The organism is Streptomyces sp. DH10 (assembly GCF_029813805.1).
GTDB classification, from domain to species: Bacteria; Actinomycetota; Actinomycetes; order Streptomycetales; family Streptomycetaceae; genus Streptomyces; species Streptomyces coeruleofuscus.
Window position 1 is genome coordinate 191,136 of sequence record NZ_JARVKU010000002.1, and the last position, 14,649, is coordinate 205,784.

At 71.2% G+C, this 14,649-nt stretch carries 11 protein-coding genes and 1 pseudogene; 7 read left to right on the top strand and 5 right to left on the bottom strand.

The features are described 5' to 3' along the window. The first annotated feature begins 94 nt into the window (after positions 1–94). Complete coding sequence (locus tag QC385_RS04510; protein ID WP_279539948.1) at positions 95–1,009, top strand: DUF3027 domain-containing protein; 915 nt, start codon at positions 95–97, stop codon at positions 1,007–1,009. A gap of 22 nt (positions 1,010–1,031) precedes the next feature. Here the strand turns inward: QC385_RS04510 and QC385_RS04515 are convergent, their stop codons facing one another. Beyond that, positions 1,032–1,790, bottom strand: coding sequence for a hypothetical protein (locus QC385_RS04515; RefSeq protein ID WP_443032837.1), 759 nt, complete (start codon positions 1,788–1,790; stop codon positions 1,032–1,034). A 36-nt stretch (positions 1,791–1,826) separates the two neighbouring features. Between QC385_RS04515 and QC385_RS04520 the strand changes: the two genes are divergently transcribed. From QC385_RS04520 to QC385_RS04530, 3 genes are all read left to right on the top strand, one after another. After that, positions 1,827–4,973 (top strand): sacsin N-terminal ATP-binding-like domain-containing protein, encoded by a 3,147-nt coding sequence (locus QC385_RS04520; RefSeq protein ID WP_279539949.1) that lies wholly within the window; start codon positions 1,827–1,829, stop codon positions 4,971–4,973. A gap of 173 nt (positions 4,974–5,146) precedes the next feature. Beyond that, a complete protein-coding gene (locus QC385_RS04525) occupies positions 5,147–5,905 on the top strand; it encodes a calcium-binding protein (RefSeq protein WP_279539950.1) in 759 nt (252 codons plus the stop codon). Positions 5,906–6,100: 195 nt separating this feature from the next. After that, positions 6,101–6,958: a hypothetical protein gene (locus QC385_RS04530; RefSeq protein WP_279539951.1), complete on the top strand. Its 858-nt coding sequence runs from the start codon at positions 6,101–6,103 to the stop codon at positions 6,956–6,958. A gap of 24 nt (positions 6,959–6,982) precedes the next feature. On the opposite strand, the gene QC385_RS04535 is transcribed toward QC385_RS04530, so the two are convergent. From QC385_RS04535 to QC385_RS04545, 3 genes are all read right to left on the bottom strand, one after another. Next, a complete protein-coding gene (locus tag QC385_RS04535; protein ID WP_279539952.1) occupies positions 6,983–9,376 on the bottom strand; it encodes an HAD-IC family P-type ATPase in 2,394 nt (797 codons plus the stop codon). Between the two features lie 144 nt (positions 9,377–9,520). Next, positions 9,521–10,366: a class I SAM-dependent methyltransferase gene (locus tag QC385_RS04540; RefSeq protein ID WP_279539953.1), complete on the bottom strand. Its 846-nt coding sequence runs from the start codon at positions 10,364–10,366 to the stop codon at positions 9,521–9,523. A 122-nt stretch (positions 10,367–10,488) separates the two neighbouring features. After that, the gene (locus QC385_RS04545) at positions 10,489–10,767 is read right to left on the bottom strand and encodes a DUF2530 domain-containing protein (RefSeq protein WP_279539954.1); all 279 of its coding nucleotides are present in this window, start codon (positions 10,765–10,767) and stop codon (positions 10,489–10,491) included. 117 nt (positions 10,768–10,884) lie between these two features. Between QC385_RS04545 and QC385_RS04550 the strand changes: the two genes are divergently transcribed. After that, positions 10,885–12,336, top strand: a complete 1,452-nt coding sequence (locus QC385_RS04550) for an NCS2 family permease (RefSeq protein WP_279539955.1) — start codon at positions 10,885–10,887, stop codon at positions 12,334–12,336. A gap of 29 nt (positions 12,337–12,365) precedes the next feature. On the opposite strand, the pseudogene QC385_RS04555 reads toward QC385_RS04550, so the two are convergent. Next, a pseudogene (locus QC385_RS04555) lies at positions 12,366–12,539 on the bottom strand (ribbon-helix-helix protein, CopG family); the annotation flags it as partial. Positions 12,540–12,692: 153 nt separating this feature from the next. On the opposite strand from QC385_RS04555, the gene QC385_RS04560 reads away from it, so the two are divergent. After that, positions 12,693–13,130 (top strand): MarR family winged helix-turn-helix transcriptional regulator, encoded by a 438-nt coding sequence (locus QC385_RS04560; RefSeq protein ID WP_020273509.1) that lies wholly within the window; start codon positions 12,693–12,695, stop codon positions 13,128–13,130. Positions 13,131–13,280: 150 nt separating this feature from the next. Continuing rightward, on the top strand, positions 13,281–14,645 hold the full coding sequence (locus QC385_RS04565) for an MFS transporter (RefSeq protein ID WP_279539956.1): 1,365 nt from the start codon (positions 13,281–13,283) through the stop codon (positions 14,643–14,645). The last annotated feature ends 4 nt before the right edge of the window (positions 14,646–14,649 follow it).

Genomic DNA, 14,649 nt, shown 5'->3' on the forward strand with positions numbered 1-14,649 from the left:
AAGGACGTCGACGCGGTCCCCTGGTCCGCTCCGTCCGCCCCTGGCGCTGGGAGTGGCGCACTCGTGAGACGGCGTATGGAGAGAAGCGATACCTGTGAGCGCAGCGACAACGCGAAGCCGCACCCCTGACCGTCTGTGCGCCGAGGCCGTCGACCTCGCCCGCGCCGCAGCCGAGGAGGCCGCGGCACCAGGAATCGTTGGCGAGCACGTGGAGCTGGTCTCCGAAGGGGACCGCGTCGTCACGCACTTCTTCGAGTGCAAGGAGCTCGGGTACCGGGGCTGGCGCTGGGCCGTGACGGTGGCCCGGGCGTCCCGGGCGAAGATCGTCACGGTGGACGAGGCGGTGCTGCTGCCCGGCCCGGACGCGGTGCTCGCGCCCGAGTGGGTGCCGTGGAGCGAGCGGCTGCGGCCCGGCGACATGGGGCCGGGCGACCTGCTGCCCACGGACGCCGAGGACCTGCGCCTGGAGCCCGGCTGGACCGGCGAGGACGAGCCGCCGCCGAACTCCGTCGTCTCCGAGGACATGGCCGCCCTGGCGGAGGCCGAGGACGCGGAGGTCACGGCTGGGCCCCTGGCCGTCCCCGCCCGCGGTTCGATCGCGGCGGTGGCCGAGGAACTCGGCGTGCGCCGTGCCCGGGTGCTGTCCCGCTACGGCCTGCACATCGCCGCCGACCGCTGGGAGGAGGCCTTCGGCCCCAAGACCCCGATGGCACAGGCGGCCCCCGCCCCCTGCGTGAGCTGCGGCTTCCTGCTCCGCATCGGCGGCTCCCTGGGCCAGGCCTTCGGCGTCTGCGCCAACGAGTTCTCCCCGGCCGACGGCCGCGTCGTCTCCCTGGCCTACGGCTGCGGCGGCCACTCCGAGGCCGCGGTCATGCCCAAGCCGCCCCAGCCGGCGCCGCCGGTCATCGACGAGACCCGCGTGGACCCGTTCCCGCTGCGCCCGGCGTCGGACTCGGGCTCGGTCCCGGTGACGGCGGACGAGGACACGGAGGAACTGGGCCACTCGTAGCAGCGGCAGCAGCCGCCGTCGCCTACTCGTCCTGCTCGTCCGAGAAGATCTGCTCGGCAGAGGGGGCGATCACGGCGCGTCGGTGCCAGCGGCGCAGAGTCCCGGGGTCATCGCAGCTGACGATGCGCTCGCGGACAGCTTCGGGGACGTCGATGCCACGGACATCCAGGACCTCCAGGACGTCTTCGGCGGCCCGCCGGGCCTCACCCTCGGCTCGGCCTTCTTCCCGGCCTTCTTCCCGGCCTTCGTCGCGGATTTCTTCCGAGATGTGCGACTTGTAGAAGGAGAGGTCCACGGCCACCAGGTTCCTCCACAGTTCCGCGGCCGGGTGCTTGCCCAGGCCTTGTGCGATGAGTTCGACGATCGGGTCGGCGATGGGGTGCGGTGTGTCCCGCAGGACGGTTGTCACTGCTTTGAGTATGGCCCCGATGTCCGGATGCCTGACGTGGGTGATGGCGGACAGCGTGGCGAGCGCGAGGTCCTTGCGGACCTCGGCCGGGTCGGTGAGCACCGGCATGTTGTGCGGTCCCGCGACCAGCGGGCGCAGGGTGAGCAGGGACCACTGGCGAGGGCCGAAGCGGACCGGGCGCGCGGCCCATTCGGCGGTGGCGCGGTCCTGGCAGACGACCAGGAGCAGCGGCTGGAGCCGGTATTTCGTGAGCGGGCACGAGGCGTACTCCAAGCACACCGAGGGCCCCCGGCTCGCCGTCGCTCCCGCCGCATGGGTGGATTTCGTGACGTTCGCGTCCGAGAGCCGACCGGAGCCGGACGGCGCGCGCACCCCCGCTCCGCAGGCGGTACCTTCGTCCTCTCGTCGATGAGGAGAAGGAACGTGAGCAGCAAGTTCGTGCGGCCCGCAGCCGAGGGCGCCGACCCGTTCGGTACGGCACGCCTGCGGCGCGGCGTCATCGACGCCTGGGCCACCAGCCCCGCCCGGTTCCGTGAGGACGCCAACGCCGAGGAGGACCTGGTCCTCGGTGGCTACCGGGACCGGCTCGTCGTCGAACTCGCGCAGAACGCCGCCGACGCGGCGGCCCGGGCCGGTGTGCCCGGGCGGCTGCGGCTCACCCTCCGTGACGGTGTGCTCGTCGCCGCCAACACCGGCGCACCGCTGGACGCAGCCGGGGTCGAGTCGCTGTCCACCCTGCGCGCGTCGGCGAAGCGCGAGACCCACGAGCAGGCCGTCGGGCGGTTCGGCGTCGGGTTCGCCGCCGTCCTCGCCGTGACCGACGAGCCCGCCGTCGTCGGCCGGCACGGCGGCGTGCGGTGGTCGCTGGCCGAGGCGCGGGAACTGGCCGCCGACACCGCCCGGCACAGCCCCGGCCTCGGGGACGAGGTCCGGCGGCGCGACGGTCACGTACCGCTGCTGCGGTTGCCGTTCGCCGCCGAGGGCACCGCCCCCGACCCGTACGACACCGCCGTCATCCTGCCGCTGCGGGACGCGGCCGCCGCCGACCTCGCCGAACGGCTGCTGCGGGCGGTCGACGACGCGCTGCTGCTCACCCTCGCCGGTCTCGAAGAGGTCGTCGTCGAGATCAACGGCGAGAGCCCCCGGACGATCTCCCGCCGCACCGACGGCCCCTTCACCGTCATCGACGACTCCGGCGACGGCGTCACCTACTGGCGCACCCGCGCCGCCCACGGCCCCCTCACTCCCGAACTGCTCACCGGCCGGCCCGTCGAGGAGCGGCTGCGCCCGCACTGGTCGGTCACCTGGGCCGTGCCCGTGGACTCCGACGGCAGCCCGGTCCGGCCCCGCACCAGCCCGGTCGTGCACGCCCCCACGCCCAGCGACGAGCCGCTCGGCGTCCCGGCCCTGCTCATCGCCTCGTTCCCGCTGGACTCCACCCGCCGGCACGCCGCCCCCGGTCCGCTGACCGACTTCCTGATCGAGCGCGCGGCCGACTCCTACGCCGAACTCCTCGGCGCCTGGCGGCCGGTGACGGCCGGGCTGATCGACCTCGTCCCCGGGCCGCTCGGCAAGGGCGAGCTGGACGGCGCCCTGCGCCGGGCGATCGTGGAGCGGCTGCCGCGCACCTCCTTCCTGCCGCCCGCCGTCGAGCCCCGCGGGCAGGACGACGAGGAGTTGCCCGAGTCGCTGCGACCCCGGGACGCCGAGGTCGTCGAGGGCGCGGGCGCGGACACGGTGCGGGTGCTCGCCGAGGTGCTGCCCACGCTGCTGCCCGCCGGGTTGGAACGCCGGACGGAGCTGCGCACCCTGGGCGTCGCCCGGGTGCCGCTGACCGACGCGATCGACCGGCTGGCCGGGCTGGAGAAGGAGCCCGGCTGGTGGCGGCGGCTCTACGACAGCCTGGCCGGGGTCGACCCGGACCGGCTGTCGGGCCTGCCGGTGCCGCTCGCGGACGGACGCACGACGATCGGGCCCCGGCAGGTCCTGCTGCCCAGCTCCGACGCCACCGGCACCGACCCGGAGACCCTGGCCCGGCTCGGTCTGAAGGTGGCCCATCCGGACGCCGCGCACCCGATCCTGGAGAAGCTGGGCGCCCTGCCCGCGACCCCGCGCGCCGTGCTCACCACCCCGCAGGTCAGGGCCGCCGTCGCCGCGTCGCTCGACGACGAGGGCGGCGTGCTGTGGGAGGAGGACGCCCTCGACGCGGAGGAACTGGCGGACACCGTGCTCGCGTTGGTGCGGGACGCCGGTCTGGAGCCCGGTGACGAGCCCTGGCTCGGTGCGCTCGCCCTGCACGACGAGGACGGTGAACCGGCCCCGGCCTGCGAACTCGTCTTTCCCGGCGGCCCGTTCGCCCAGGTCATGCGCGAGGGCGAACTGGCCGCGGTGGACGCCGAGCTGGCCTCGAAGTGGGGCGAGCAGCCGCTGGCGGCCTGCGGGGTGCTGGTGAACTTCGCGCTCGTCCGCGCCACCGACGTCGTCCTCGACCCCGACGAACTGGAGCCGCGCGAGGGTGACTTCGCCGAACCCGACGACGCGGGCCTGCTGGACGCGGTCGACGTGTGGGCCGAGGACGTCCTCGACCGTTTCCCGGACAGCCCGGTGCCGCCGGTCGCCACCGAGATCGTCGCCGTACGGGACCTGGACCTGGTCGACGAGGACAAGTGGGCCCAGGCCCTGTCCCTGCTGTCGCAGCCGCCCCTGCGGGACGCGATCGTGCAGCCCGTGCGCGTCCTGCTGCCGGACGGCACGCACGAGGTCGTACGGCCGTACACGGCGTGGTGGCTGCGCGGGAACCCGGTGCTCGACGGGCGCCGCCCGGCCGGACTGCGGGCCGCCGGCGGCGACCCGCTGCTGCGCGGCCTGTACGAGGAGGCCGACGCGACCGGCTTTGAGGACGAGCAGGTGCTGCGGGCGCTGGGTGTGCGGACGTCCGTCGCCGCGCTGCTGGACGAGCCCGGCGGTGCCGCCGAACTCCTCGACCGGCTCGCAGACCCGGAGCGCGAGGTGACGGACGCCCAACTGCACGCGCTGTACGGGGCCCTGGCCGAACTGGACCCCGAGCAGGTGACCCTGCCGGACGAGCTGCGTGCCGTCATCGACGGCCGGACGGAGGTCGTGGACGCGGCCGACGCCGTGGTGTGCGACTCACCCGACCTGCTGCCCTTCACGGAAGGCGTCCCGCTGCTCCCGGTCCGCCCGTCCCGGGCCGCCGACCTGACCGAACTCTTCCAGGTACGGCGCCTGAGCGAGTCGGTCACGGGGCGGGTCACCTCCGAGGGCACCGAACACGACGTCCCGGACCCGGTCCAGGTCCTGCTCGGTCCCCGCACCCCTTCCTCCTACATCGAGCACGAGGAACTCGTCGTCGACGGCGTGGAGATCGACTGGCGCCTCACCGACGACGGCGTCCTGCACGCCGCCACGCTGGAGGGCGTCGCCGCGGGCCTGGCCTGGGCGGCCGGGCAGTGGCCGCGGCGGTTCGAGGTGGCGGCACTGCTGGAGGACCCGTCGCGGACGGCGGAGCTGGCGCGGGATCGGTGGTTCGACTGAAGCGTGCGGTGGCGTTTGAGCATTCGGTGAAAGTTCCCGCACAAATCTTTCACCTGTCGTACAACCAAACGCCTTGCTCGCGAATCTGATCACGTGAGTCAACAGACTCCACGATCACCTGGGCCCCAGGAGCCGACGACGAGCGCCGGGGCCCCTCTCCACCTGGAGAACGCATGCGCATCCGAGTCACCGTGGCCGCCGTCGCCGGCGCCCTGGCCCTTTCCGCCCTGGCCGTTCCCGCCGCGCAGGCGGATGGCGGGGTCGGCGACACCACGATCACCAAGGTCGTCGTCGACGGCGACAACAAGGTGTCTGTGGGGACGTCCGCCGCGAAGACCATCAAGGTCAGCGTGACGGCCCAGGACGACTCGGGCATCGCGGGCGCCGACGGGTTCACGCTCAGCGGCCCCGACTACGGCTTCTTCACGACCTCCAAGCCGACGTGCACGGCGGTCAGCTCCACCACCTCCACGTGCACGGCCTCGGTGCTGGTCGATCCGAAGGTCGACTACCTGAGCAACGCGAATGCCGGCACCTGGTACGTGGAAGCCTGGATCGACGCCGAGGACGGCGACTTCGTATGGCAGGAGAAAGCCGGGTCCTTCAAGTTCCAGCGTGCCTCCCAGCTGACAGTCAACGCCTCGCCGGAGCCCGTGTACAAGGGCAAGACCATCACGGCCACCGGCAAGCTGTCCCGTGCCAACTGGGAGACCCTCAAGTACGCGGGCTACACCAACCAGCCGGTCAAGCTCCAGTTCCGCAAGGCGGGCACCAGCACGTACACCACGGTCAAGACGGTGTACTCCGACCAGTACGGCAACCTGAAGGCCACCGTCACGGCCTCCACCGACGGCTACTTCCGCTACTCCTTCGCGGGCACGACGACCACGCCGGCGGTCAACGCCACGGGCGACTTCGTCGACGTGCGATAACACCGTCCCCGCAGACGGCACCGCCGGCCACGGGATCCGTTCCGGGGCCGGCGGTGCCGCATGTCTCATGGGTGTGTCACACATCGCGGATGAGATGGCAAAACCTGGACCGGGTCGTACAACCTGTTCCCGGCCTCGTGAATCTGATCGCGTGAGTCAACAGACTCCTAGATCACTTCTCCACCTGGGGAACACATGCACATCCGAGCCACCGTGGCCGCCGTCACCGGCGCCCTGGCCCTTTCCGCCCTCGTCGTTCCGGCCGCCCAGGCCGCCGACGCTCCGTCCGGCAAGGCGGCCTTCGGCTCCGCCGCGTCCGGCGCCGAGTCGGGCAGCACCACCACGTCGACCCTCGACGTCACCTTCTCCGACATGAAGGTCAACAGCGGCAAGAACATCGTCGTCGGCACCACGAACCTGGTCAGCGTCCCCGTTACCTACACCGTGACCCACGCCGCGGACCTCGACACCAGCTCCGACAACTTCGCCACCGGCCCGCTGATCTACCACGGCTCCTCGATGGACACCGCGGACAACGTCCTCATCAGCGACGACCCGGCCACCTGCACCGCCGCCTCGTCGACCGTCCTCAGCTGCAAGGGCGTCATCAACATCCGCCCGGCCGACGGCGATCTGTGGAACTCCGACGCCGGCACCTGGGGCGCCGGCGCCCTCGCCGTCACCAGCAACGGCGACGAGAAGACGCAGGGCGGCCTGGGCAGCACCAAGGTGCAGCGCTACTCCAAGCTGACCGTCAACGCCGGCCCCGAGCCCGTCTACAAGGGCAAGACCATCACGTCCACCGGCAAGCTCTCCCGCGCCAACTGGGAGGACAACGCCTACCACGGCTACACCAACCAGCCGGTCAAGCTCCAGTTCCGCAAGGCGGGCACCAGCACGTACACCACGGTCAAGACGGTGTACTCCGACCAGTACGGCAACCTGAAGACCACCGCCACCGCGACGTACGACGGCTACTGGCGTTTCAGCTTCGCGGGCACCACGACGACCCCGGCGGTCAACGCCACGGGTGACTACGTCGACGTCAGGTAACCGCGGCCAGAGCCTGGGACAGGCTTAGGCCGGGAAGCGGCGGTCCACCACCCTCCACGTCAGCTCCAGGGTGGCCGCCGCCACCGCCGCGATACCGACCGCCAGCCACGGCATCGTCACGCCGACCAGCTTCAGCGCGAAGAAGTCCTGGAGCCACGGCACGACGAGGACCAGCAGGAACGCCCCGGCCATCGTCGCCACCAGGGCGATACGCCACCAGGTGTAGGGGCGGGCGATGATCGCCAGGACCCACATCGAGATGAGGAACAGCGTGAGCGTCGCGGCGCTGGTCTCCGCGTCCAGGGCGCCCGCGCCCGTGTAGTGCCGCCGGGCGATCAGGTAGGTCGCGAAGGTCGCCACCGCGGCCACCGCCCCGCCCGGGATCGCGTACCGCATCACCCGCCGCACGAAGTTCGGCTTCGCGCGCTCCTTGTTGGGCGCGAGCGCGAGGAAGAAGGCCGGGACGCCGATCGTCAGGGTCGAGAGCAAGGTCAGGTGGCGCGGCAGGAACGGGTACTCGACCTGCGAGCAGACCACCAGGATCGCCAGCAGCACCGAGTAGACCGTCTTGACGAGGAACAGGGTCGCGACGCGCGTGATGTTGCCGATGACCCGGCGGCCCTCCGCCACCACTGACGGCAGCGTCGCGAAGCTGTTGTTCAGCAGCACGATCTGCGCGACCGCCCGGGTCGCCTCCGAGCCGGAGCCCATCGCGACGCCGATGTCGGCGTCCTTCAGGGCGAGGACGTCGTTCACCCCGTCACCCGTCATCGCGACCGTGTGCCCGCGGGACTGCAACGCGCCCACCATGTTCCGCTTCTGCTGCGGGGTGACCCGCCCGAACACCGTGCCGTCGTCGAGGGCCTCGGCCATCCCCTCCTGCTCGGCGGGCAGCCGGCGCGCGTCCACGGTGGTTCCTGACAGCCCCAGCTTGGACGCGACCGCGCCGACCGACACCGCGTTGTCGCCGGAGATGACCTTGGCGGCCACGTTCTGCTCGGCGAAGTAGCGCAGCGTGTCGGCCGCGTCCGGCCGCAGTCGCTGGTCCAGGACCACCAGCGCGGTGGGCTTCGCTCCCTCGGACACCTCCGGGTCGTCGAGGTCCCGGTCGACCTGGGCGAGCAGCAGCACCCGCAGGCCCCGCTCGTTCAGCCGCTCGGTCTCGGCGAGGGCCGGATCGTCCTCGGACAGCAGCACGTCAGGCGCCCCGAGCAGCCAGGTGCTGCTCTCCCCGTCGGCCTCGGAGAACGCGGCGCCGCTGTACTTGCGGGCGGAGGAGAACGGCAGTGCCCGGGTGCAGCGCCAGTCCTCGGCGGCCGGGTAGGCGTCGATGATCGCCTTGAGGGAGGCGTTCGGCCGGGGGTCCGATGAGCCGAGCGCGCCGAGCACCCGGCGTACGTACGTGTCGTCGGCGCCCTGGAGGGGCCGCAGCCCGGTGACGTCCATGCCGCCCTCGGTGAGGGTGCCGGTCTTGTCGAGGCAGACCGTGTCGACCCGGGCCAGCCCCTCGATCGCGGGCAGCTCCTGGACCAGGCACTGCTTGCGGCCGAGGCGGATGACGCCGATGGCGAAGGCGACCGAGGTGAGCAGGACCAGCCCCTCGGGGACCATCGGGACGATGCCGCCGACCGTCCGCGCGACAGAGTCCTTGAAGGCGTTGTCCTTCACGAACAGCTGGCTGATGATCAGGCCGATCGCGGTCGGGACCATCATCCACGTGACGTACTTGAGGATCGTGGAGATGCCCGAGCGCAGCTCGGAGTGGACGAGGGTGAACCGGGACGCCTCCTCCGCGAGCTGCGCCGCATACGCCTCCCGTCCGACCTTCGTGGCCTGGAAGGCCCCGCCGCCCGCGACCACGAAGCTGCCCGACATCACCTGGTCGCCAGGGCGCTTGACGACCGGGTCCGCCTCGCCGGTGAGCAGCGACTCGTCGATCTCCAGCCCGTCGGCCTCGACACACACCCCGTCGACGACGACCTTGTCGCCGGGCCCGATCTCGATCAGATCGTCGAGGACGAGCTCGGAGGTGCTGACCTCGCCGGAGGCCCCGTCCCGTCGGACGGTGGGACGCACCTCGCCGATCAGCGCGAGCGAGTCCAGCGTCTTCTTCGCCCGCCACTCCTGGACGATCCCGATCCCGGTGTTGGCGAGGATCACGAAGCCGAACAGGCTGTCCTGGATCGGCGCGACGACCAGCATGATCAGCCAGAGCACGCCGATGATCGCGTTGAAGCGGGTGAAGACGTTGGCGCGGACGATGTCGACGGTGGAGCGGCTGCTGCGCACCGGCACGTCGTTGACCTGGCCGCGCTCCACCCGCTCGGCGACCTGCGCCGTGGTCAGGCCGGTCTCGCGTGAGGTGACCGTCGCCGGCAGTGCGGAGTCGGGCCGGGCACCCGCGTCGAGATGCGTCATGCATTCGACGGTACGTGCGGTTTTGCCGCTTCACCTGCCGAATGCGGGGAAGATCCGACCTGGGAAGGACGGGCGTCGTGCCCTGGTCGTACGGCAGTTGTACGCCACCGGACCACCGTCGGACCCTGCTGCCACGCGCGGTGGTCAGCCCGCCCGGCGCGCGGTGAGCAGCAGGTACTCCCACTCCAGGGCGGTCCCGCCCCCGCCCGTCCCCGGGTCGCCGTCGCGGGCGAGATCCGCCAGGTCGCGGTCCAGGGCTGCGGTGCGCTCGGGGTCGCCGGCGATGTTCTTGTAGACGGTGATCGTGGGACCGTAGCGCTCCTTGAAGTAGTCGCGGAACGCCTCGGGCGTCTCGAAGCGGTCGACCCGGACGGTCCGGCGCTCGGCGCGCACGTCCGTGACCCGGTCGCCGAGGAGGGCACGCACATGGTCCTCGTCCCCCCACAGCGGGGGCGGCTGCGCACCCGGCGGGGGCGGCGGCGCGTACGGCTTCATGGTGGCGAACATCCGGCCGATGAAGCCCTGCGGCGTCCAGCTCAGCAGGCCGATGGTGCCGCCGGGACGGCAGACCCGGACGAGTTCGTCGGCGGCCTGCTGGTGGTGCGGTGCGAACATCACCCCGACGCAGGACAGCACGGTGTCGAACTCGGCGTCGCCGAAGGGCAGGGCCTCGGCGTCGGCCTCCTGCCAGCTGAGGTGGGCGCCCTGCTTCTCGGCCACCTGCCGGCCGGCCTCGAACAGTTCCGGAGCCAGGTCCGAGGCGACCACGTCCGCGCCGGCCAGGGCCGCCGGGATCGCGGCGTTGCCGGTGCCCGCGGCCACGTCCAGCACCCGCTGACCGGAGCGCACCCCGCACGCCTCGACCAGGACCGCCCCTAGACCGGGGATGACCTCGGCGGCCAGGGACGGGTAGTCGCCCTGCGCCCACATCGCCCGGTGCTTGGCCTTCAGGGCCCGGTCGGCCTCGGTCGCGCTGTTCTGCGTCGTCATGGCTGCGCTCCTCACCGGAGGGGCGGCGGTCGCGCGCGACGGTTTCGGGCGTTTCGCCGCCTCCCTCCGAGAGTAGAGAGGGGACGGACGTGTGTCTCGCCGGGAACCGGGCGGGAACGCGCCTACTCGGCCGAAGGAGTCGCCGTCACGTCCTGCTGGGCCGCGGCCCGCTTGATCGCGGCATCGCGCCTGCGGACGTACCAGATGCCGATCAGCCCCAGACCGGCGCCGGCCAGGCAGGTCCACACCCACCACGTCTGGCCGCGGTCGTCGAACCAGCCGTAGAAGGGGAGCTGGACCAGGAAGAGGACGAACCAAAGGATCGTGCCGCCGGTGACGGTGGCGACCACGGGGCCCTCCAGGGGCTCCGGCGCCTCGTGTCTGGGGGTCCATTTCGCCATGGGGACAGCTTACGAGGCGATCAGGTCTACGCGCGCAGATGTGCGATCGGGGCCTTATATGTTCATACTGAAACGGTTTGTGTCTGACCACTTCTCTTCGTAGGAAACACCAAACACATGTCCTCCTCGGCTCCCGCCAAGGTCCCCGCCCCTGAACAGCCGGGAGCCGGGCCCACGTACGGCGCACTCGACCGCTTCTTCCGGATCTCCGAGCGGGGCAGCACGCTGTCCCGCGAGGTCCGCGGCGGCCTCGCCACCTTCTTCGCGATGGCCTACATCATCGTGCTGAACCCGATCATCCTCGGCAGCGCCAAGGACATGTACGGTCACCAGCTCGACAACGGACAGCTGGTCACCGCGACGGCCCTCACGGCCGCGCTCACCACCCTCCTCATGGGCGTCATCGGCAACGTGCCGATCGCGCTGGCCGCCGGCCTGGGCGTGAACTCCGTCGTCGCCCTCCAGCTCGCCCCGCGCATGTCCTGGCCGGACGCGATGGGCATGGTGGTCCTCGCCGGGTTCGTGGTCATGCTGCTGGTCGCCACGGGGCTGCGCGAGCGCGTGATGAACGCCGTCCCCTACGGGCTGCGCAAGGCCATCTCCATCGGTATCGGCCTGTTCATCATGCTGATCGGGCTCGTCGACGCCGGCTTCGTCTCCCGTATCCCGGACGCCGCCCGCACCACCGTCCCGCTCCAGCTCGGCGGCGACGGCCACCTCGACGGCTGGCCGGTCCTGGTCTTCGTCCTGGGCGTACTGCTCACGCTCGCCTTGATCGTGCGCAAGGTCTCCGGCGCGATCCTGATCTCGATCGTGGCCATGACCGTCGTGGCCGTGGTGATCGAGGCCGTGGCCAAGGTGCCGAGCTGGGGTCTGACCACCCCGAAGTGGCCCGGCAACCCGGTCGCCGCCCCCGACTTCGGGCTGGTCGGGCAGGTCAGCCTGTTCGGCGGCTTCGAGAAGGTCGGCGTGCTGACCGGTGTGCTGTTCGTCTTCACCGTGCTGCTGTCGTGCTTCTTCGACGCGATGGGCACGATCATGGGCGTCTCCGACGAGGCGAAGCTGACCGACGCGCAGGGGCAGATGCCCGGCATCAACAAGGTGCTGTTCGTCGACGGCCTCGCGGTCGCCGCCGGCGGCGCCAGCTCCTCCTCGGCGACCACCGCCTTCGTCGAGTCCACGGCCGGTGTCGGCGAGGGCGCTCGTACCGGCCTCGCGAACGTCGTCACCGGCGGTCTCTTCGCCGCGGCCCTCTTCCTGACGCCGGTCGCCACGATGGTGCCGTCCCAGGCGGCCACCCCGGCCCTGCTCGCGGTCGGCTTCCTGATCCTGGCCGGCTCGGTCAAGGAGATCGACTGGGCGGACCACACGATCGCCATCCCGGCCTTCGTGACGATGGTGATGATGCCGTTCACGTACTCGATCACCAACGGCATCGGCATGGGCTTCGTCACCTTCGTGGTGCTGCGCCTGGCGGCCGGACGGGGCCGGGAGGTGCCGACGGCGATGTACGCGGTGGCGGCGGTGTTCGCGTTCTACTACCTGATGCCGGCGCTGGGTCTGACCTGATCCGGATCCTCGTCGCCCGAGTCGGGTGACCCGTAGAACCTCTCCGTCTCCTCGACGGCGGCCTGGAACCGCTGGTCGAAGTCATCGCGAATGAGCGTCCGGACGACATAGTCCTGGACGCTCATTCCCCTTTTCGCGGCATGGTGCCGGAGCCGCTCAAGCAGCTCGTGGTCTATTCGCAGGCTGAACACGCTGGTCCCCATGACCGAAGGGTCGCGGCACTCTTCGGTCCGGTGTGTCACGTTCCGCCAACGGATCACCCATATGAGTGATGTCACGCTTCAGTGGCCAGGGTCACGGGAGTTCATGCGTGTCCGGGTAGTCCTTAGCGAGAGTAATGAGTTACGCTAAAGAACATGCCGGACCTCAGCCATGGCGACGATGTAGCCGCCGTGAACTCCCTCCGCTCCGCCGTGATGCGGCTCTCCCGTCGGCTCAAGCACCAGCGGGTCGACGAGTCGCTCAGCCCCACCGAGATGTCGGTGCTCGGCACCCTGTCCCTGTGCGGCAGGGCCACCCCGGGCGAGCTCGCCCGCAAGGAGCACGTCCAGCCGCCCTCGATGACCCGCATCGTGGCGCTGCTGGAGTCCAAGGGGCTGGTCCGTCTGGAGCCGCACCCCGAGGACCGGCGCCAGAAGGTCGTGACGCGCACCGAGCAGGCCGAGGCGATGCTCGAGGAGAGCCGCCGCAAGCGGAACGCATTCCTGGCCACATTGGTGGAAAACCTCGACGAGGACGAGTGGGCGAAACTGCGCGCCGCCGCCCCCGTGCTGGAGAAACTCGCGCATCTGTAAGCCGTACGTCGCCGCGAGTGAGCCGTAGGGGCGCGCCGGTGCCGAGGGGTCGAGCGCGCGGAGGCCCGAAGGGGCGAGCACGGTCGGCCCCTCGGCACCGGCTCCAGCGCCCCGAAGGCGAACGAGCAATGGAAAGAGGAGGCGAACCCTTTGAGTTCGGGACCCGGAGCAGCTTCCGTCCCCGCACCTGATCCCCACGACTCCCCGCCCACCTCCGACACCCGCCCGCGCAAGTCCTCGATGTTCTCGTCCCTGAAGGTGCGGAACTACCGCCTGTTCTTCATGGGACAGGTCGTCTCCAACATCGGCACCTGGATGCAGCGCATCGCCCAGGACTGGCTGGTCCTCAGCCTCACCGGCTCCTCCGCGGCCGTCGGCATAACGACGGCCCTCCAGTTCCTGCCGATGCTGCTCTTCGGCCTCTACGGCGGTGTCCTCGTCGACCGGCTGCGCAAGCGGCCCACCCTGCTGGTCACACAGTCGGCGATGGCCCTCACCGCCCTCGCCCTCGCCGTCGCCGTCCTCACCGGCCACGTCCAGGTGTGGCACGTGTACGTCGCCGCCTTCGCGGTCGGTCTCGCCACGGTGGTGGACAACCCGGCCCGGCAGTCCTTCGTCTCCGAGCTGGTCGGCCCGCGCCAGCTGCAGAACGCGGTCAGCCTGAACTCGGCGAACTTCCAGTCCGCCCGCCTGGTCGGCCCCGCCGTCGCGGGCATACTGATCACCGGTGTCGGCACCGGCTACGCGTTCCTCTTCAACGGCCTGTCCTTCATCGCGCCGCTCACCGGCCTGCTGCTGATGCGCGCCCGCGAGCTGCACGTCGTCGAGCGCGCCCCGCGCGGCAAGGGGCAGCTGCGCGAAGGCGTGCGCTATGTCACCGGCCGCCCGGAGCTGATCTGGCCGATCGTCCTGGTCGGATTCGTCGGCACCTTCGCCTTCAACTTCCCCGTCTACCTCTCGGCCTTCGCGGACGACGTGTTCCACGCGGGCGCGGGCGCCTACAGCATGTTCAACACGCTGATGGCGGTCGGCTCGGTCGCGGGCGCCCTGCTCGCCGCCCGGCGCGGCACGGCCCGGCTGCGGCTGCTGATCGCGGCGGCGCTGGTCTTCGGCGCGCTGGAGATCGTGGCGGCCACGACACCGACGCTGTGGATGTTCGCCCTGCTCATGGTTCCGCTGGGCCTGTTCGGCATGACGGTCAACGTCACGACGAACACCAGCATCCAGATGTCCACGGACCCGGCCATGCGCGGCCGTGTCATGGCCCTCTACATGATGGTCTTCCTCGGCGGCTCCCCGGTCGGCGCGCCGATCGTGGGCTGGATCACCGACACGTACGGCGCCCGCGTCGGCCTCGCGGCCGGCGGTGCCGTCGCGGCCGTCGCCGCGGCCGTGATCGGCCTGATCCTGGCCCGCGTCGGCAACCTGCGGCTTTCGGTGGGCTGGCACCGGGGGCACCCGAGGGTGCGATTCGTGCCCCGGGAGCATCAGGAGGAGCTGGCCCCGGCGGCGTAGGGCG

What these genes read in the sequence shown, in the direction of transcription:
- QC385_RS04520 (WP_279539949.1), top strand. Translation starts at nt 1,827, where the DNA reads ATGAGGAGAAGGAACGTGAGCAGCAAGTTCGTGCGGCCCGCAGCCGAG.
- QC385_RS04525 (WP_279539950.1), top strand. Translation starts at nt 5,147, where the DNA reads ATGCGCATCCGAGTCACCGTGGCCGCCGTCGCCGGCGCCCTGGCCCTT.
- QC385_RS04530 (WP_279539951.1), top strand. Translation starts at nt 6,101, where the DNA reads ATGCACATCCGAGCCACCGTGGCCGCCGTCACCGGCGCCCTGGCCCTT.
- QC385_RS04535 (WP_279539952.1), bottom strand. Translation starts at nt 9,376, where the DNA reads ATGACGCATCTCGACGCGGGTGCCCGGCCCGACTCCGCACTGCCGGCG.
- QC385_RS04540 (WP_279539953.1), bottom strand. Translation starts at nt 10,366, where the DNA reads ATGACGACGCAGAACAGCGCGACCGAGGCCGACCGGGCCCTGAAGGCC.
- QC385_RS04545 (WP_279539954.1), bottom strand. Translation starts at nt 10,767, where the DNA reads ATGGCGAAATGGACCCCCAGACACGAGGCGCCGGAGCCCCTGGAGGGC.
- QC385_RS04550 (WP_279539955.1), top strand. Translation starts at nt 10,885, where the DNA reads ATGTCCTCCTCGGCTCCCGCCAAGGTCCCCGCCCCTGAACAGCCGGGA.
- QC385_RS04560 (WP_020273509.1), top strand. Translation starts at nt 12,693, where the DNA reads ATGCCGGACCTCAGCCATGGCGACGATGTAGCCGCCGTGAACTCCCTC.